At 73.0% G+C, this 17,870-nt stretch carries 17 protein-coding genes and 1 pseudogene (1 of these 18 running past the window's edge); 9 read left to right on the top strand and 9 right to left on the bottom strand.

Features of this window, described 5'->3' with window-relative positions; translation table 11 throughout:
* The first annotated feature begins 115 nt into the window (after nucleotides 1–115).
* The 5 genes and pseudogenes from CLT74_RS11010 to CLT74_RS10990 all read left to right on the top strand — a co-directional run bounded on the left by CLT74_RS11010 (nucleotide 116) and on the right by CLT74_RS10990 (nucleotide 4,268).
* Complete coding sequence (locus CLT74_RS11010) at nucleotides 116–976, top strand: histidine kinase (protein WP_099846446.1); 861 nt, start codon at nucleotides 116–118, stop codon at nucleotides 974–976.
* Nucleotides 973–1,665 carry a response regulator transcription factor gene (locus CLT74_RS11005; RefSeq protein ID WP_099846445.1) on the top strand — a complete coding sequence of 231 codons (693 nt, stop codon included), beginning with the start codon at nucleotides 973–975 and terminating at the stop codon, nucleotides 1,663–1,665. The genes CLT74_RS11010 and CLT74_RS11005 overlap by 4 nt, the downstream gene beginning before the upstream one ends.
* A 100-nt stretch (nucleotides 1,666–1,765) precedes the next feature.
* Nucleotides 1,766–2,371, top strand: coding sequence for a DNA-3-methyladenine glycosylase (locus CLT74_RS11000; protein WP_099846444.1), 606 nt, complete (start codon nucleotides 1,766–1,768; stop codon nucleotides 2,369–2,371).
* Between the two features lie 138 nt (nucleotides 2,372–2,509).
* A pseudogene (locus CLT74_RS10995) lies at nucleotides 2,510–3,648 on the top strand (LLM class flavin-dependent oxidoreductase).
* Nucleotides 3,645–4,268: an FMN reductase gene (locus CLT74_RS10990; RefSeq protein ID WP_099846443.1), complete on the top strand. Its 624-nt coding sequence runs from the start codon at nucleotides 3,645–3,647 to the stop codon at nucleotides 4,266–4,268. Before CLT74_RS10995 ends, CLT74_RS10990 begins: the two are co-directional and overlap by 4 nt.
* Before the next feature lie 55 nt (nucleotides 4,269–4,323).
* On the opposite strand, the gene CLT74_RS10985 is transcribed toward CLT74_RS10990, so the two are convergent.
* From CLT74_RS10985 to ppdK, 5 genes are all read right to left on the bottom strand, one after another.
* Nucleotides 4,324–5,163 carry a universal stress protein gene (locus CLT74_RS10985; RefSeq protein WP_099846442.1) on the bottom strand — a complete coding sequence of 280 codons (840 nt, stop codon included), beginning with the start codon at nucleotides 5,161–5,163 and terminating at the stop codon, nucleotides 4,324–4,326.
* Between the two features lie 72 nt (nucleotides 5,164–5,235).
* A complete protein-coding gene (locus tag CLT74_RS10980; RefSeq protein ID WP_099846441.1) occupies nucleotides 5,236–6,132 on the bottom strand; it encodes a universal stress protein in 897 nt (298 codons plus the stop codon).
* Nucleotides 6,133–6,155: 23 nt separating this feature from the next.
* Nucleotides 6,156–8,771, bottom strand: a complete 2,616-nt coding sequence (locus tag CLT74_RS10975) for a cation-translocating P-type ATPase (RefSeq protein ID WP_199172165.1) — start codon at nucleotides 8,769–8,771, stop codon at nucleotides 6,156–6,158.
* Nucleotides 8,772–9,011: 240 nt separating this feature from the next.
* Complete coding sequence (locus tag CLT74_RS10970; protein ID WP_099846440.1) at nucleotides 9,012–9,452, bottom strand: hypothetical protein; 441 nt, start codon at nucleotides 9,450–9,452, stop codon at nucleotides 9,012–9,014.
* 12 nt (nucleotides 9,453–9,464) lie between these two features.
* On the bottom strand, nucleotides 9,465–12,125 hold the full coding sequence (gene ppdK, locus CLT74_RS10965; RefSeq protein ID WP_099846439.1) for a pyruvate, phosphate dikinase: 2,661 nt from the start codon (nucleotides 12,123–12,125) through the stop codon (nucleotides 9,465–9,467).
* 128 nt (nucleotides 12,126–12,253) lie between these two features.
* On the opposite strand from ppdK, the gene CLT74_RS10960 reads away from it, so the two are divergent.
* From CLT74_RS10960 to CLT74_RS10950, 3 genes are all read left to right on the top strand, one after another.
* Entirely contained in the window at nucleotides 12,254–12,733 is a 480-nt protein-coding gene (locus CLT74_RS10960; RefSeq protein WP_099851739.1) for a GNAT family N-acetyltransferase, read from the top strand.
* A gap of 90 nt (nucleotides 12,734–12,823) precedes the next feature.
* On the top strand, nucleotides 12,824–13,459 hold the full coding sequence (locus CLT74_RS10955) for a hypothetical protein (protein ID WP_099846438.1): 636 nt from the start codon (nucleotides 12,824–12,826) through the stop codon (nucleotides 13,457–13,459).
* Nucleotides 13,460–13,592: 133 nt separating this feature from the next.
* Nucleotides 13,593–14,990 carry a hemolysin family protein gene (locus tag CLT74_RS10950; protein WP_099846437.1) on the top strand — a complete coding sequence of 466 codons (1,398 nt, stop codon included), beginning with the start codon at nucleotides 13,593–13,595 and terminating at the stop codon, nucleotides 14,988–14,990.
* Nucleotides 14,991–15,098: 108 nt separating this feature from the next.
* Here CLT74_RS10950 and CLT74_RS10945 read toward each other — a convergent pair whose 3' ends face one another.
* The 4 genes from CLT74_RS10945 to CLT74_RS10930 all read right to left on the bottom strand — a co-directional run bounded on the left by CLT74_RS10945 (nucleotide 15,099) and on the right by CLT74_RS10930 (nucleotide 17,590).
* Nucleotides 15,099–15,413: a PRC-barrel domain-containing protein gene (locus CLT74_RS10945; RefSeq protein WP_099846436.1), complete on the bottom strand. Its 315-nt coding sequence runs from the start codon at nucleotides 15,411–15,413 to the stop codon at nucleotides 15,099–15,101.
* Nucleotides 15,400–15,780: a hypothetical protein gene (locus tag CLT74_RS10940; RefSeq protein ID WP_099846435.1), complete on the bottom strand. Its 381-nt coding sequence runs from the start codon at nucleotides 15,778–15,780 to the stop codon at nucleotides 15,400–15,402. Before CLT74_RS10940 ends, CLT74_RS10945 begins: the two co-directional genes overlap by 14 nt.
* Entirely contained in the window at nucleotides 15,777–17,003 is a 1,227-nt protein-coding gene (locus CLT74_RS10935; RefSeq protein ID WP_099846434.1) for a divalent metal cation transporter, read from the bottom strand. Before CLT74_RS10935 ends, CLT74_RS10940 begins: the two co-directional genes overlap by 4 nt.
* A 206-nt stretch (nucleotides 17,004–17,209) precedes the next feature.
* Nucleotides 17,210–17,590, bottom strand: a complete 381-nt coding sequence (locus tag CLT74_RS10930; RefSeq protein WP_199172357.1) for a PaaI family thioesterase — start codon at nucleotides 17,588–17,590, stop codon at nucleotides 17,210–17,212.
* Between the two features lie 107 nt (nucleotides 17,591–17,697).
* Here CLT74_RS10930 and tyrS point away from each other — a divergent pair, with 107 nt between their 5' ends.
* Nucleotides 17,698–17,870: the 5' portion of a tyrosine--tRNA ligase gene (gene tyrS, locus CLT74_RS10925; RefSeq protein ID WP_486582238.1), read on the top strand. 1,120 nt of this gene lie beyond the right edge of the window; 173 of the gene's 1,293 nt are visible here — the first part of the coding sequence; the start codon lies at nucleotides 17,698–17,700; the stop codon falls past the right edge of the window.

The raw sequence follows: 17,870 nt of genomic DNA, 5'->3' as shown, positions 1-17,870 counted from the left end.
GAGTGCCGGTCCGCGTCATCGGACCAGAGCCGGGACTTCCGCCAGTCCGCCCACCTCAGGTCGCTCCGACCCAGGTCCGATGTCAGGTCACGGTCCGGGTTCCTAGACTCGCGAGATGGCACCTGACGGGCGACCGACACGGCGGCCCTGGCTGTCCGCCGTCGCTGTCTCGGTGCCGGTGGCTCTGCTCCTCTGCCTGATGACGGCGGGCACCGTGGGGCCGGCCGGGACGCTCCTGCTGACGGTGATCACCACGACCTCCGTCGCAGCGTTGCTCTGGGCGGTGATTGGCGCCCGTCAGGAACGGCGGGTGTACGAGGACCGGCTGACCGCATGGGCGGCTGAGCGGGCCGCGGCGGCGGAACGGTTGCGCATCGCCCGTGAGCTTCATGATCTCGTCTCACATGGCCTGGGCCTGGTCACCGTACGTGCCGCCACCGCTGCTCGGGTGACCGGGCCAGCCGGTGAGGCCGAACGGGCGAACGCCCTGTCCGACATCGAACAGGTCGGTCGGGAGACCACGGCCGAACTGCGACGGATGCTCGACGTGCTCCGCGCACCTGGCGCCGAGCCCGCTCCCTTGCGGCCACCCGACACACTCGACGCCCTACCGGAGATCGTGCGGTCCACGACCGCCGCCGGGATCGCCGCCACTGTCGAGGTGCGGGAGGTCGGTGAGGTCCCACCGGGTGTGCAGCTCACCGTGTGCGCGATCGTCCGCGAGGGCCTGAGCAACACAGCCCGGCACGCCGGGCCGACCTGCGTGCACGTATCCGTGGATCGCGACGGCGACGCGATCGTGGTGGAGGTACGGGACACCGGCCCCCGCCCCGGCTGGCGACGCCGCCCCGGGGCCGGCCACGGCCTGGACGGTCTGCGTGAGCGGGTGAGCATGCTCGATGGTGCCCTGCGCGCCGGCCCGGCCGGGCCGGGCTTCCAGCTCACCGCGCGCCTGCCGGCCCGGCGGTCCGGATGACGACTGAAGCAGCGGGCGCTTCCACGAGCATCCGGGTGCTTGTCGCGGACGACCAGCCGCTCCTGCGGCACAGCCTCGCCCTGCTCATCGACGGCACCCCGGGCCTCACCGTCGTCGGTCAGGCTGCCACCGGCCACGAGGCCGTGTCGCTCACCCGTGAACGCCGCCCCGACGTCGTCCTGATGGACATCCGGATGCCCGACGGCGACGGCATCGAAGCGACCGGCTGCATCGCCGCCGCCACCGACCTGAGCGGTACCAGGGTCCTCGTGCTCAGCATGTTCGCACTCGACGAGTACGTGGCCGCCGCGCTGCGCGCCGGGGCACACGGCTTCCTGCTCAAGGACGCCCACCCGGACCAACTCGTCGACGCCATCCGACGGACCCACGCGGGCGAGTCCCTCTTCGCTCCCAGCATTCTCACCCGCTTCGTCGCGCATTACCTCGACCGGCCCGGCCCGCCCGCGGTCCGTAAGATCGACAGGCTGACCGGCCGCGAGACCGAGGTGCTGTCTCTCGTGGCCCGCGGCCTGTCCAACGACGAGATCGCCCGGACACTCACGATCTCGATCAAGACCGTCAAGACTCACGTCGGCAACCTGCTCACCAAGCTCGACGCCCGTGATCGAGCCCAGCTCGTCATCGCCGCCTACGAGAACGACCTCGTCGCACCTCGATCCTCTGCGTGATCTTCACGTCCTGCCTGCCGGATGTCGGCGGCTGTGGCCTGTCGCACCAGCATGGGAGCGCGGCTTGCCGGTCGGGCCCCGGGCCGGGTTACCTAAATCCGTGGACCATCCCTGGCTGCGCGCTCCCGCCGCACACGTCCCCGAGACCGCACGAACGCTGCTCGGCTGGGAGGTGGCGGCGAACGGGGTCCGGATCCGGCTGACCGAGGTCGAGGCGTACGCGGGAACCGGGGTGGATCCCGCCTCGCACGCGCATCGCGGCCCCACGCCTCGGACGACAGTGATGTTCGGGCCGGCCGGCCACGCGTACACGTACTTCGTCTTCGGTATGCACTGGTGCCTCAATGTCGTCTGCGGTGCCGAGGGGGAGGCGGCGGCGGTCCTGCTGCGCGCTGGTGAGGTGGTCGACGGCCTGGACCTCGCCCGGAAGCGGCGCGGTGGGGTGCCCGATCGCGACCTGGCCCGTGGCCCTGCCCGGCTGGTGGTCGCGCTCGGTGTCGACGCGGCGGCGAACGGCACGAGCGTGGTCGACGGGACCGGGCCGCTGCTCCTGACGCCGCCGACCCGCCCGGTCACCCCGTCGGAGGTCTCCGCCGGCCCACGCGTCGGCGTGGCCGCCGCGCACGACGTGCCCTGGCGCTTCTGGATCACCGGCGACCCCACGGTCAGTCCGTACCGCCGGCACGTGCCACGACGGCGAGGCTGAGTGTCGCCCGCCGGGATGGGACGGGCGTGACGGGGGACACTGGTACGAGGCAGGCTCGCGGAATAGTTGACTCGTCAAATATGTTGTCGGGGGCGTCGGGGTCAGCCTGCCCCGGTCGGACGACACGAGGGAGCGGTCATGCAGTTCGGAGTCTTCACCGTCGGCGACGTCACGGTCGACCCGACGAACGGCCGGGAGCCCACCGAGGCCGAGCGGATCAAGGCGATGGTCACCATCGCGCTGAAGGCCGAGGAGGTCGGTCTCGACGTCTTCGCCACCGGCGAGCACCACAACCCGCCGTTCGTGCCCTCGTCGCCGACCACCATGCTGGGCTGGATCGCCGCCCGTACCGAGCGGCTGCTGCTCTCCACCGCGACCACGCTGATCACCACGAACGACCCGGTGAAGATCGCCGAGGACTACGCGATGTTGCAGCACCTCGCCGACGGCCGGGTCGACCTGATGATGGGGCGGGGCAACACCGGGCCGGTCTACCCCTGGTTCGGTCAGGACATCCGCAACGGCATCCCCTCGCCATCGAGAACTACGACCTGCTGCGCCGGTTGTGGCGCGAGGACGTGGTCGACTGGAAGGGGAAGTTCCGCACCCCGTTGCAGTCGTTCACCTCGACACCCCGCCCCCTCGACGGCGTGCCTCCGTTCGTGTGGCACGGCTCCATCCGCAGCCCCGAGATCGCCGAGCAGGCCGCCTACTACGGCGACGGGTTCTTCGCCAACCACATCTTCTGGCCGGCCGAGCACACCCGGCGGATGGTCGGGCTGTACCGGCAGCGCTTCGAGCACTACGGCCACGGCTCCGCCGATCAGGCGATCGTGGGACTCGGTGGCCAGGTGTTCATGCGCCGCAACTCCCAGGACGCGGTGCGCGAGTTCCGCCCGTACTTCGACAACGCGCCGGTCTACGGCCACGGTCCCTCGCTTGAGGAGTTCACCGCGCAGACCCCGCTGACCGTGGGCAGCCCGCAGCAGGTCATCGACCGCACCCTCAGCTTCCGCGACTACGTGGGTGACTACCAGCGGCAGCTGTTCCTCGTCGACCACGCCGGGCTGCCGTTGAAGACCGTCCTGGAGCAGCTCGACCTGCTCGGCGAGGAGGTCGTGCCGGTGCTGCGCAAGGAGTTCGAGTCGCTGCGGCCCTCGCACGTGCCGCTGGCGCCGACCCACGCCTCGCTGCGGGCCACCGTCGGCGGTGGCAGCGACAGCACCGTCCACGCCGTCGACGACGTCACCGGCCGGGCACCGGAGGCCGCCCGATGACCACGCGTACCATCGCCGTGGTCTCGGCCGGACTCAGTCAGCCCTCCTCGACCCGGCTGCTTGCCGACCAGCTCGCCGCCGCCACCCGCGACGAGCTGGTCCGGCACGGCGAGCAGGTCGCCCTGCGCCCGGTCGAGCTGCGCGAACACGCCCACGACATCGTCAACCACCTGCTCACCGGCTTTCCGTCGGAGTCGCTCAAGCAGGTACTGGACGAGGTCACCGGCGCCGACGGGCTGATCGCCGTCAGTCCGATCTTCAACGCCTCGTACAACGGGCTGTTCAAGTCCTTCTTCGACCTGCTGGACGCCGACACCCTGGGCGGTCGCGCGGTGCTGATCGGCGCGACAGGTGGCACCGCACGCCACTCCCTGGCGTTGGAGCACGCGCTCCGGCCGATGTTCACCTACCTGCGGGCCGTGGTGGCACCGACAGCTGTCTTCGCCGCGCCGGAGGACTGGTCCGGCGGCGCCGTCGACGGTGCGTTGCGGGCCCGGATCGGTCGCGCCGGTCGGGAACTTGCCGAGCTGGTACGGCGCGGCGCGCCGTCCAGCGGGCCCGCCGACCCGTTCACCCTCACCACCAGCTTCGACCAACTGCTCCGGGGTCAGGACGCCTGACCCGCACCGGACCCGACCGGGCCGCCGAGCCGACGGCGACCCGGTCGGGCGGTGGTCACTGCTCCGGCTGGTACGGGTGGGCGATGAACACCGGACAGCGGGCGTGGTGCACAAGCGCCTGGCTGACCGAACCGAGCAGCAGCCCGGCGAAGCCACCCCGACCGCGCGACCCGGCCACCACGAGCGCCGCGGCTGCGGTCGCCTCGATCAGCGCCTGGTCGGGGTTGGGCGCGACGATCACCCGTTCCTCCACGGTCAGACCCGGGTGGCTGCCCCGCGCCGCCGCACCGGCGGTGGCGAGCAGGGCCGCCGCCTCCCCGCCGTCGTCACCCTCGCCGGCGACGTGCACCAGCACCAGCGGGCCGCCGCGCCGGCCGGCCTCCTCGGCGCCGTAGCCGACGGCGAGCTCGGCCGACTCCGAACCGTCCACACCGACAAGCACCGGACCTTCGGTGGGGAGCGGACGGTCGGGCGGACGGATCACCAGCACCGGGCAGTGGCCGTGCGCGGCGACCTGGGTGCCGACCGAGCCGAGCAGCAGCCCGGCGAAGCCGCCCAGGCCCCGGCTGCCCACCACCACCAACTCCGCCCGACGGGACTCCTCGACAAGCGTCGCGCCCGGCCCGCCGGCCACCTGACGCACCTCGACCGTCAGGCCCGGCCACCTGTCGACCAGCTCCTCGGCGGTCTGTTCGAGCATCTTGCGGCCGTCCTCCGAGGCCGCCGGGACACCCACCTCGTACGGGTTGATCGGCACGCCGTAGCCGAGCGGGTGCAGGTAGCCGTGTACCAGGTGCAGCGGCCGGGACCGCCACACCGCCGCCTGTGCCGCGTGCTCCGCGGCCACCAGGCTCGGCGGCGATCCGTCCACCCCCACCACGACAGGTCGGTTCATCGTCTCTCCATGGGTCGGTAAGCGTTCATTGTCGACGCGTCCCGTTGTCGGGACGCGTCGACACACCACCTGTCAGTTCCCCTCGACCGTACGCAGCTTGCGGACGATCGCCAGCGGGGAGTGGGCGTGGTGCAGCACGGCGTGACTGACCGAGCCGAGCAGCAGCCCGCCCAATGCGCCGCGGCCCCGCGCGCCCACCACCACCAGCTGGGCGGTACGGGACTCCTCCACAAGCGCCCGGCCGGGGGAACCACGCACCAACCGCTGCCGCACCGGCACCTCCGGGTAGCGCTCGGACCAGCCGGCCACCGCCTCGGCGAGCGTGCGCTCCTCCTCGTCCCGGTAGGCGTCCAGGTCGTAGACCAGGGGCAGGATGTCACCGGGACCGGCCGGGGTCGGATAGAGCCAGGCGTGCACCGCGACCAGTTCGGTGCCGCGCCACGCCGCCTCCTCGAAGGCGAACCGGACCGCCTCCTGGGACAGCTCCGAGCCGTCGACGCCGACCACCACCGGCCCGTCCGCCCGCGATTCGTCGCGAACCACAAGCACCGGGCAGTCCGCGTGGGCGCTCACCTGCACGGCCACCGAGCCGAGCAGCAGCCCGGCGAAGCCGCCCAGGCCCCGGTTGCCGAGCACGACCAACGCCGCGTCCCGGGCCTCGGCGAGCAGGACGGTGCTCGCCGCCCCGTCGACCACCGCACCGGTAACCGCCACCTCCGGGGCCACCTTGCCGGCCTCGGCGACGGCTTCGGCGAGGTACCGCTCGGCCTGGTTGCGCAGTCCGCCGTCGGCCGGCGCGCCCGGCGCGGGACCCAACGGCACCCGCATCAGCGGCCAGATGAAGGCGTGCACGATCCGCAGCGGACGGTGTCGGTACGCCGCCTCCCGCGCGGCGGCGCGCACCGCGTGCAGGGCGACCTCGGAGCCGTCAACACCCACCACGACGGGGGCGCCGGAGTTGCTGGCCATCACGTCTCTCCTCACTTTCCCGGTCAGCCTCGCTCACCTGACGGCGTCAGGGTAGCCAGGTCGGTTCTCGGTGCGCGTCGGGTCAACCGCAGCACGAGGCCGGGTAGGACGCTCACCGCGCCGCAGGCCAGCAGCTCGGTGACGCCGAGGGCCTCGGTGCCGAGCAGCTCCCGCAGCTGCGGCAGCAGCACCCCGGCGAGCTGGAGCAGCGCGGACACGGCGACCGCGAGCGGCAGCGCCAGGTTGCCCCGCCGTTGCCCGGGCGGGCGTGGCGCGCGGACCGCCAGGGCCACCCCGAGCTGGGCCAGGCCGAGCACCATGAAGATCACTGACTGCCACGGCCGGCCCCAGTGGGCGGCGAGCACGCCGGCGCCCAATGTCACCGCGGCGATCAACGCGCCGCCGACCAGGATCTGCCGGCCCAGCCCCGCGCCGAGCACCGACTCCTGCGGCGAGCGGGGCACCCGGCGCAGGGTGCCCGGTTCGGCCGGTTCGGCGCCCAGCGCCACCCCGGGCACCCCGTGCGTGAGCAGATTGATCCAGAGGATCTGCGCCGGCAACAGCGGCACGGGCAGGCCGAACAACGGCCCGAGCAGCATCACCGCGATCTCGGCCACCCCACCGGAGAGGGCGTAACGCAGGAACCTGCGGATGTTGTCGTAGATCCGGCGGCCCTCACCGATCGCGGTGGCGACAGTGGACAGGTCGTCGTCGACAAGCACCAGGTCGGCCGCCTGCCGGGCCACCTCGGTACCGCCACCCATGGCCACCCCGATGTCGGCCCGACGCAACGCCGGAGCGTCGTTGACCCCGTCGCCGGTCATCGCCACCACATGCCCCCGGGACTGCAACCCGACGATGATGTCGAGCTTCTGCTCCGGCTGCGTACGGGCGAACACCCGGGCCGCCGGGGGAGCCTCGGCGGGATCGCCGTCGTCGCCGCGTACCACCGGGTCGCCCTCGGACCACAGGCCCAGCTGGCCGGCGATGGCCGCCGCGGTCGCCGGATGGTCCCCGGTGACCAGCACGAGCCGGACACCCGCGTCGGCGAAGCCGCCGGCGATGTCCGGCGCCCCGGCCCGCAGCGGGTCACCGACAGCGACCAGACCCACCGGGCGCAGCCCTTCGGGGTGGGCGGGGTCGGCCGGCGGGGTGTCCACCAGGGCGGCGGCCAGCGCCAGCACCCGCAGTCCGTCGCCGGCCATCCGGTGCGCGGCGGCGGTCAGGGCGGCCACCTCGTCGGGGTCCGCGTCGAGCAGCGGCGTGGTGAGCACGTTCTCCGGCGCGCCCTTGCACACCACCAGGTAGCGGCGGTCACAGGAGCGGTGCACCGTGGTCATCCGGCGTAGCTGCTGGTCGAAGGGGTGCTCGGCGACCCGGGGCCAGGCGTTGCGGGTGGTCTGCGGGTCCAGGCCGCAGCGGGCGGCGAAGGCCACCAGCGCCGCCTCCAGCGGATCGCCCACCGCGCCCCAGCGGGGCCGCTGCTCGGTCGGCGGCGCGAGGGTCGCGTCGTTGCAGAGCAACCCCGCCCGGGCCAGCCGACGCAGCTCGTCCGGCACGGCTACCGGCGCGCCGTCGCGGTGCAACGTGCCGTCCGGGGCGTACCCGCTGCCGGAGACACCGAACCGGGAGCCGTCGCCGGTGACCGCCTGCTGCACGGCCATCCGTCCCTCGGTGAGGGTGCCGGTCTTGTCCGAGGCGATCACGGTGACCGAGCCGAGCGTCTCCACCGCGTGCAGCCGGCGGGGGATCGCCCGGGCCGCGGCCATCCGGCGGGCGCCGAGCGCGAGGGCCAGTGTCACCACCGCCGGCAGCGACTCCGGCACCGCGGCGACCACCAGGCTCACCGCGGTCACCGCCATGTCCACGAGGGACCTGCCGCTCAGCACGCCGACGACGAAGACCAGCCCGGACAGCGCCACGGCGGCGACGCCGAGGGTCCGGCCGAGCGAGGCGAGCCGGCGTTGCAGCGGGGTCGCCGCCGGCCGGGTGGTGGCCGCCAGGGTCGCGATGCGGCCCAGCGCACTCGCCGCGCCGGTGCGCACCACCGTGCCGGCGGCCCGACCGGTGGTGACCACAGTGCCGGCGCTGGCCTCCTCGCCCGCCGCGCGGGACACCGGCACCGACTCGCCGGTCAACGCCGACTCGTCCAGGTGCAGCCGGTTCGCGTCGTGCAGCAGCAGGTCGGCCGGGACCACGTCACCGGCCTCGACCCGGACCAGGTCGCCCCGGACCAGTTCGGCAGCGGGCAGTACCGCGTCACGGCCGTCGCGGACCACCCGGGCGGTCGGTGCGGCGAGCAGGTCGAGGGCGGCGATGGCCCGGTCGGCGCGTACCTCCTGCACCACGCCGATTGCCGTGTTGACCGCGACCACCAGCAGGATCACCGCGGTGTCGGGGTAGTCCCGCAGCACGGTGGTGACCACGGCGGCGGCGAGCAGCAGCGCGACCAGGGGATCGGTGAGCTGATGCCCGATCCGGCTGGCCAGGTGCCGGCGGGGCGGTGCCGCGGCGGCGTTCGGCCCGTCCACCCGCAGCCGCTGAGCGGCCTCGGTCGAACTGAGCCCGGTTCCGCGCGCCGCCGCCACGGTGCTGTCGCTGCGTACGTCCCCGTCCGCGACCTGGACCTGTCCGGCCACCGTCCGCTCCGCCCTGTGCCCCAGGCGTGCCCCAGCGGTACGCCCCTCCGACCTCAGCCTCGCCCAGCGCGGCGGCGTCCGGCAGGGGCGTCCGCCCACACGGACCGGGACCAACGGCCCTGCCGGCCGGGTTGGGCCGAGTCGTGATCCGAGCACCACCGGTGATGGTGCCGCCTCCGTCCGATCGGAGGCAGCACCATCACCGCAAGTGCTCGCCGTGGCGCGCCGCCCGGCGTCACCTCACCGTTGGACGACCAACCGACGGGCCCGCAACAGCCGGGCCCACCAGGGGCGAGCGGCCCGGGGAGCCGGGGCGCGTACGCCCCGGAAGCTGACCCAGCCACCCGGTCCCATGCTCAGCCGGCCGACCGCCGGCGGTCGCCGCCGGCCCAGCGCCGTGACACCGGCGGTGACCAGGCCGACCGCCAGCACCCCGGCGGTGGCGACCAGCAGCCGGTCCGGGTCGGGCAGCGGCCGGTAGCGGACGCGTCCGCCAGCGGCGACGAACACACCGACCGGGCGTCCGTCGCGGATCACCGGCACCAGTGCGGCCGGCGGCGTGCCGGGCAGGTCCAGCACCGGCCCGACCGGCAGCGGCGCCACCGGCTGCGGTGCCGCCTCCGGGGCAGGTCGGGGCGGGACCAACGGAACCGGCCCGGTGGCATTGAAGATCGCGGTCATCTCGGGTACCTCCTATCGGGCGTCGGAGCCGGCGCAGTCGCGGGCCACCGCGGCCCGTCCGGCGGCCAACCGGGCGATCGGCACCCGGTACGGCGAGCAGGAGACGTAATCGAGGCCGGCCTCGGCGAAGAACTCCACCGACTCCGGGTCACCGCCGTGCTCACCGCAGACGCCCACGGTCAGCTCGGGTCGCGCGGCCCGGCCCTCGGCCACCGCCAGACGGACCAGCCGGCCCACCCCGGCGACGTCGATGGTCTCGAACGGCGACGCCTCGACGATGCCCCGTTCCAGGTAGTCACCGAGGAACGAGCCCTCCCCGTCGTCCCGGGAGAACGCCCAGGTGGTCTGGGTCAGGTCGTTGGTGCCGAGGGAGAAGAACTCCGCCTCGCCCGCGATCGCGCCGGCGGTCAGCGCGGCTCGCGGTGTCTCGACCATCGTGCCGACCGGGATGGGCGGCGCACCGGGCACGGTGGCCAGGACATCGGCCACCTCGGCGCGCACCACGGCCAGCTCGTGCGCGTCGACGACAAGCGGCACCATGATCTCCGGGCGCGGGTCGCCACCCTCGGCCACTCGCCGCGCCGCCGCCTCCGCCACGGCCCGGACCTGCATCGCGAACAGGCCCGGCACCACCAGACCCAAGCGGACCCCACGCAGGCCCAGCATCGGGTTGCTCTCCTGCATCCGGCGGACGGCGGCCAGCAGCACCGCGTCGCGGCCCGGGTCCTGCCCGAGCGCCTCCGCCCGGGCCACCCGCGCGGCCAACTCGGGCAACGGGGGCAGGAACTCGTGCAGCGGCGGGTCGAGCAGCCGGATGGTGACCGGCAGGCCGTCCATCGCCGCGAGGATCGCGACGAAATCCTCCCGCTGCAACGGCAGCAGGTCCGCCAACGCGGCGTGGACCTCGTCCAGCCCGTCGGCCAGGATCAGCCGCTCCACGAGCGTCCGGCGGGCGCCGAGGAACATGTGCTCGGTACGGCACAGGCCGACACCTGTCGCGCCGAGCGTGCGTGCCCGCGCCGCGTCGGCGGGGGTGTCGGCGTTGGCGCGTACGCCGAGCCGCCGCACCGAGTCGGCGTGCCGCAGCAGCCGGTCCACCGCCGAGACCAGCCGGTCGGACTCCGGTGCCAGCTCGCCGGCGAGGTAGCGGGTCACCGGGGACGGACGCACCGGCACCTCACCGAGGTAGATCCGGCCGGTGGTGCCGTCGATGGAGATCAGGTCACCGGCCCGGACCGTCCGCCCGTCGACGCGGAACTCGCCGCGGTCCGGGTCGATCTCCAGCGCCTCCGCCCCACACACGCAGGTGCGTCCCATGCCCCGGGCGACCACCGCGGCGTGCGAGGTCTTGCCACCTCGGGCGGTCAGGATCCCGGCGGCGGCGATCATGCCGGGCAGGTCGTCCGGGTTGGTTTCCCGGCGGACCAGGATCACCGGTCCGTCCGCCGCGGTGGCCGCGGCGCTGTCGAACACCACCCGACCGGCGGCGGCCCCGGGTGAGGCGCCGACCCCGGTGGCCAACGGTTCCGGTGTCGCCTCCGGATCGAAGGTGGGGAACATCAGCTTGGCCAGCTGCGCCCCGCTGACCCGGGTCAACGCCTCGTCCCAGCTGATCAGACCCTCGTCGGCCAGTTGCGCGGCGATCACGAACGCCGCCGCCGGGGTGCGCTTGCCGACCCGGGTCTGCAACATCCACAACCGGCCCCGCTCGATGGTGAACTCCACGTCGCACAGGTCCCGGTAGTGTCGCTCCAACGTCGTCATGATCCCGGTCAGCCGCCGGTAGCTGGCCGGATCGATCCGGGACAGCTCGTCCAGCCCCACCGTGTTGCGGACCCCGGCCACCACGTCCTCGCCCTGAGCGTCGGACAGGTAGTCGCCGTACACGCCGGGTGCGCCGGTGGCCGGATCGCGGGTGAACGCCACCCCGGTACCCGAGTCCGGGCCCAGGTTGCCGAAGACCATCGCCATCACGTTGACGGCGGTGCCCAGGTCGTCCGGAATGTGCTCGCGGCGTCGGTAGAGCACCGCCCGGGACGCGTTCCACGACTCGAAGACCGCCCGGATGGCCAGGTACAACTGCTCGTGCGGGGCCTGCGGGAAGTCGTGACCGACCCGGTCGGCGAACACCTTCTTGTACGTCTCGACAAGTCCGTGCAACTGCTCCGCCGTGGGGCCCTCCGGCCCGGCGGTGGCCCGCAACGCGTCCAGCTCCCGGTCGAACTCGACGGCCGGCACGCCGTGCACCGTCCGACCGAACATCTGGATCAGCCGCCGGTACGAGTCCCAGGCGAACCGCTCGTCCCCGCTGATCCGGGCCAGCCCGGTCACCGTGGCGTCGTTGAGCCCGATGTCGAGGATCGTCTCCATCATCCCGGGCATCGAGTACCGCCCGCCGGAGCGGACGGCCAGCAGCAGCGGCTCGACCGGATCGCCGAGCCGCCGGCCCAGCCGCACCTCGATCTCCCGCAGGTGGGCGTTGACCTCGTCGAACAGTCCGTCGGGCACCGCCCTGTCGGCGAGGTAGGCCCGGCACGCGTCGGTGCTGACGGTGAACCCGGGCGGCACCGGCAATCCGAGCCGGGTCATCTCGGCGAGGTTGGCGCCCTTGCCGCCGAGCAGGTCGGCCTTGCCCCGGCCGCCCTCGATGAAGTCGTACACATACCTGGTCATGACCCGGCCTCCACTTCGCCGTCGATGCCTCTTCCTCTTGGTAGCAACGCCGCTGCCCGTGGGGGCAGGGCCGAAAGCCGATCCGGACCGGGCCGGTGGTCCTCAACCGGGGCGCGTATGGTCGGCCGGTGACCGACGACCTGCGGCTACGCCCGGTGCGCGAGGACGACCTGGTGGAGTTCTTCGTTCACCAGCTCGACCCCGAGGCCAGTCAGATGGCCGCCTTCGGTGCCGAGGACCCGACGGACCGGCGGGCGTTCGCCGCGCACTGGGTCCGCATCCTCACCGGCCCGGAGAACCTGTCCCGCACGGTGACCGTCGACGGCGCTGTGGTCGGACACGTGCTGGCCTTCCCGGCCGACGACGGCATTGAGGTCAGCTACTGGATCGACAGGGCGCACTGGGGCCGTGGGTACGCCACCCGTGCCCTGACCGCGCTGCTGCGGGAGGTCACCCGCCGGCCGCTGTACGCGCGGACGGCCACCGACAACGCCGCGTCGCTGACGGTGCTGCGCCGCTGCGGCTTCGTCGTCCGGGGGACCGGGCGGGCGTACGCCCCGGGACGCGGTCACGAGATCGACGAGTACGTCCTGGAACTGCCCGCGTGATCCGCCCTCGGTCGGCGCGGTCCGCCGCCCAGCCGAGCGTGACCCGCCCCTGACACCCGGGCTGACCAGGGCGGCGACTACTCTCGCGGGGTGAACTGGCTGGAACTGGTCGGCTGGGCCGGCTCCGCGTTGCTCGTGTGGTCGCTGCTGCAGACGCGCATCCTGCGGCTGCGCGCCCTCAACCTGGTCGGCTGCGCCGTGCTGATCGGCTACAACGCGACGATCCCGGTCTGGCCCATGGTCGGGTTGAACGTGGTGTTGGCCGTGATCAACATCTGGTACCTGCGGCGGCTGCTCACCACCCGCCACGACGAGCAGACGTACCAGGTCGTCGAGGTGGGTGCCGACGACGCGTTCCTGGCCCACACGCTGCGGGTGCACGCCGCCGACATCGCCCGGTTCAACCCGGGCTTCCGGCCGGACCGGCTGGCCGGCCGATCGGCCTTCCTCGTGGTACGCGCCGACGAGGTCGTCGGTGTCGTGCTGGTACGCGACGTCGGCGACGGGGTGGCCCAGGTCGACCTGGATTACGTCACCCCGCCGTTTCGTGACTTCACCCCCGGCGAGTTCGTCTACCGGCGCAGCAGCCTGTTCACTGACCGGGGGTTCCGTCAGGTGGTGAGCCCACCCGGCATGATCGCCCCGTACTACCACCGCCTCGGGTTCCGCCGAGCGGGGGAGTCGTACGTCCTGGACCTGCCCGCACCGGCGCTGCCCCAGAGCTGAGCGGGTAGGCGGTCCGAACCGCCCCGGCAGGGCGATGATTCACCGTCGGAGCGAGTGGGCATAGGCACCGCTACGCCGGCGGGGCCACCACCGGCGGCGCCCCGGGGCGCGGTCCAGCGAGGGAGAACCAGGCGTGCAGAGCTACTGGAGCCAGCTGGCCCTGGTCGCAGTCCTGATCGTGGTGAACGCGATCTTCGCGGGCAGCGAGCTGGCGCTGGTGTCGCTACGCGACAGCCAGGTCCAACGGCTGGAACGCACCGGGCGTACCGGTCGGGTGCTGGCCCGGCTGGCCCGCGACCCCAACCGCTTTCTGGCCACCATCCAGATCGGCATCACCCTGGCCGGGTTCCTCGCCTCGGCCGCCGCCGCGGTGTCGCTGGCCCGGCCGCTGGTTCCGCTGCTGGAGGGCGTCGTCGGCCGGGCCGCCGGCCCGGTGTCCGTGGTGCTTGTCACCCTGGTGCTGACCTTCGTCACCCTGGTCTTCGGAGAGCTGGCCCCGAAACGGATCGCCATGCAGGTCCCGGAACAGTGGGCGCTGCTCGTCGCCCGTCCGCTGGATCTGCTCGCGGCCCTCACCCGGCCGGTCGTCTGGGTGCTCGGCGCCACAAGTGACCTGGTGGTACGGCTGTTCGGACTGGACCCGAAGCCCGAACGGGACGAGATCAGCCCGGACGAGCTGCGCGACATCGTCGCCGGCCACCACGGCTTCACGAAGGAGCAGCAGACAATCATCGCCGGCGCCGTGGAGATCGCCGAGCGGCGGCTCCGGGCGGTGCTGGTGCCGAGGTTGCAGGTCTTCTGTCTGGACAGCGGCACCACGGCCGAGGCCGCCCGACTCGTGCTGGCCGCCTCCGGGCACTCCCGCGCGCCCGTGGTACGCCACGGCGGACTTGACGACTCGGTGGGTGTCATCCACCTGCGTGACCTGGTCGGTGTCGGTGAAGACCAGCCGGTCGATGAGTACGCCCGTCCACCGATGCTGTTGCCGGACTCGGTACCGGTGGTCGACGCGCTGCGCCGGTTCAAGGCCGAACGTCAGCACATGGCCCTGGTTGTCGACGAGCGCGGTGCCGTCGAGGGCATCGTCACCCTGGAAGACATCCTCGAAGAGATCGTCGGGGAGATCTACGACGAGACCGACCGGGATGTCGGTGAGGTACGCACCGAGGCCGACGGGGCGCTGCTGCTGCCGGGCACCTTTCCCATCCACGACCTGCCCGACATCGGGGTGGACCTGCCCGGGCGACCGGACGGCGACTACACCACGGTGGCCGGCCTGGTGCTGGCCGGTCTCGGCCGGATACCCACCGCCGGGGAGCATCTCACCGTCGACGGCTGGCGGCTGGAGGTCACCCTCGCCGACGACCGGGCGGTCTCCGGTGTCCGGCTGTCTCGCACGGCGGCCTCAGCCGACCCGGACGCGCCCGAGACCACCGCGCCGACGGGCACCGACGACTCCGAGGCCCCGCCGGACGACGCGGCGAACACGCCCACCGACGCCCCGTCGGTGCTGGACGGCACCCGACGCTGAGACCGGGTGAGGGCTGCCGGACCCCGCCGGGGACCGGCGCAGCCGGCCTGGGGTCCAGGCACGCCGAGCTGCGCCACCTGGATCGCGCCTGCTCCGGCAGGCACTGAGTCAGCTCCGTGCGACCCCACCCGGACCGGGCGGCTCGGGCAGCGGTGGCTCCAGCCGTACCTGGTGCACCGGCACCTGCCAGGTGCTCCGGCCGAGCAGCCGGGCCAGTGCGCGGATCGCCCACGGGCCCGACGGGTGACGTTGCGGCCCGATCAGCCGCCCGCTCAACCGGCCGTACCAGTGCCGGGTGACGACCAGGTCGGCGAGCCGCAGCGGGCCGTCGGCGGAGCCGCGCAGCACCAGGTCCACCACCCGACCCAACCGGCGGCCCTGGTGGTCGTACACGGTCCGGCCGAGTAGCTCACCCGCTCGCACGGCCGGCCCCGGGAATCCGCTCGATCAGGTTCCGGCGTAACCACTGCTCCACCGGCGAGGTGGGCAGCTCGTCGGCGCTCACCCGCAGCCACACCGCACTGTCGACCCGCGCGACGAGCGCGTACGGGATGCGCAGCGGCGCCAGCGGCCGATCCGTGACGAACCGCTCGGCGGTCAGCACCAGCATCCGCCCCAGCCGCCCACCGACCCGCTGCCCGAGCGCACCCGGCCCACTGAGCAACGACCGCAGGTACGGCACCCCGTCCGCGCCGAACGCGAACTCCACGTCGTCAACCTTGCCGACCAGCCGCCCGTCACGGTCGACGAGCTGCCGGTCGAGCAGTTCCTGGCTGACCTGGATCCTCACTGTCCCATCCTCGTACCGATCGCCAGCGGTACGGCGACGATCGAGGCGGCGAGGATGATCAGCAGCAGCACCGCTCCCAGCAGGTTGAGTGCTCGGCCGTTGACCCGGTCGCCCAGGTAGGTACGGTCGTTGGCGACCACCAGGATCGGCAGGTAGGTCAGCGGCAACGCCACCGCACTGATGATCAGCATGTACTCGGTGAGGGTCACCGGGTCGACGGTGGTGAGCAGCATCAGCACCCCGAGCAGCACGCTGACCAGCAGCACCGTGTGGAAGCGGGCCGCCTCGCGCGGGCTCACCCGCTTGCCCCACTGCCAGCCGAAATACTGCGCCGCCGCATACGCGGCGGACAGGCCCGTCTCCAGCGCGGCGCCGAAGGTGACCGCGAAGAACGCAAGTGCCGCCACGGCCAGGCCGGCCGCGCCGAAGGCCAGCACCACCGGATGCGCGACCTGGTCGAGGCTGTCCACCGACAGGCCGGCGGGGCGCAGCACCACGGCCGCCGTGGCGATGAGTGACAGGGCGAGGAATCCGCCGATCGGGAAACCGACAAGGACGCTGAAGCGGGCGTCGGCCAGGTCGTCAGCGCTCCAACGCTCCTCGACCCCACCCGAGGAGAAGAAGAAGACCTCGTACGGGCTGACCGTCGAGGCGAACAGCGCCACCGCGACGAACCAGTACGCCCCCCACCCCTGACCGGAGTCGTCGGGTGCCACCGCGCTGCGGCCGAGCGCCGCCCAGTCGGTCGGCAGCCAGAACAGGGCGATGGCGAAGACCACCAGAGCGAGCCCGGCCAGCCCGAAGACCCGTTCCATCACCGGGAACCGCATCCGCCACAGCACCAGCCAGACCGCGATCCCCGCGACAGGTACCCAGAGCAGGTAGGGCACCCCGGTGGCCAGCCGCAACGCCAGTGCCACCCCGCCCAGCTCGGCGGCGAGGGTGATCACCGTGACCAGGTACGACGCCACCAGGTTGATCAGTGCCATCCGGGCGCCGAGCCGCTCCCGGACCAGGTCGAACACCGCCCGGCCGGTCACCGCCGCGATCCGTCCGGCCATTTCCGCGTACGCGCAGATGGCGACCACCCCGAGCAGCAGCACCCAGGTGTGCGCCATGCCGAAGCGGGCACCGGCCTGGCCGGCAGCGACCAGGTCGCCGATGTCGACGAAGCCGCCGACTGCGGACAGGATGCCGAGCGTGGCGGCGAGGAGCTTCCTCACGGCGGTGGTGCGGGCTCGGTCATCGACGCGACGATAACGCCGCGAAAGCCGCTACCTACCCGAAACCGTCCTCAGCGCTGGCCCCGACGATGACCGGCGGTCCGGCCCGGGCGTAGGTCCGGGTCGACGGTCTGCCACCCGCTCAGCGAGCGCTGTCAGATCGGCGGACCTTGTCAGGCTGCGGGCCGGCCAGCCTGCGGGCCTTGTCAGTCGGTGGTCGGATAGAGGTTCTGCAGGCGGACCTGGCCACGGGCGACCAGCCGCCGGTCCGCGTCGGTGATCTCCACCTGCCACAACTGCTGGCTGCGTCCCCGGTGCACCGGGGTGCCGACCGCGACCAACTCACCCTCGCCCACGGCCCGCAGGAAGTCGGTCTGGTTGGACACCCCGACCACCCGGCCGCGCTCACCCAACCAGATGCCGGCACCCAGGCTCGCCACCGTCTCCACCACCGCGCAGTGGACCCCGCCGTGCAGGATGCCGTACGGCTGGTGCAGCTCCGGGCGGACCCGCCAGCGGATCGTGACCCGGTCCTCGCTGATCTCGTCCAACTCCAGCCCGAGCAGGGCGAAGAAGCCACCCGACATCTTCGACACGTCCACGGCCACCTCCACGATCTTGGACTCGCCAGCCTAGTGGCGGTGACTGCCGCCGGAACCCGGTAGGGCAGGACCGGGCTGATGGGGGAGAATCGGTGACCGTGACCGACCGTAACCTCTCGCCGGCCCGGCGGGACTCCCTGACCGATGACCTGCGCTGGCGGGGCCTGCTCCAGGACTCCACCGACCCGGACGAGTTGCGGACGCTGCTCGATGGCCCGGGGACCGCCTTCTATGTCGGCTTCGACCCGACCGCGCCGAGCCTGCA

The sequence above is a fragment of the Verrucosispora sp. CNZ293 genome (assembly GCF_002754655.1).
This window is presented reverse-complemented; position numbering and strand designations above follow the sequence as displayed.

Bases quoted from the DNA above. Each gene is read 5' to 3' on its own strand.
- CLT74_RS11010 (WP_099846446.1), top strand. From the start codon at position 116: ATGGCACCTGACGGGCGACCGACACGGCGGCCCTGGCTGTCCGCCGTC.
- CLT74_RS11005 (WP_099846445.1), top strand. From the start codon at position 973: ATGACGACTGAAGCAGCGGGCGCTTCCACGAGCATCCGGGTGCTTGTC.
- CLT74_RS10990 (WP_099846443.1), top strand. From the start codon at position 3,645: ATGACCACGCGTACCATCGCCGTGGTCTCGGCCGGACTCAGTCAGCCC.
- CLT74_RS10985 (WP_099846442.1), bottom strand. From the start codon at position 5,163: ATGAACCGACCTGTCGTGGTGGGGGTGGACGGATCGCCGCCGAGCCTG.
- CLT74_RS10980 (WP_099846441.1), bottom strand. From the start codon at position 6,132: ATGGCCAGCAACTCCGGCGCCCCCGTCGTGGTGGGTGTTGACGGCTCC.
- CLT74_RS10970 (WP_099846440.1), bottom strand. From the start codon at position 9,452: ATGACCGCGATCTTCAATGCCACCGGGCCGGTTCCGTTGGTCCCGCCC.
- ppdK (WP_099846439.1), bottom strand. From the start codon at position 12,125: ATGACCAGGTATGTGTACGACTTCATCGAGGGCGGCCGGGGCAAGGCC.
- CLT74_RS10930 (WP_199172357.1), bottom strand. From the start codon at position 17,590: ATGTCGGGTGGCTTCTTCGCCCTGCTCGGGCTGGAGTTGGACGAGATC.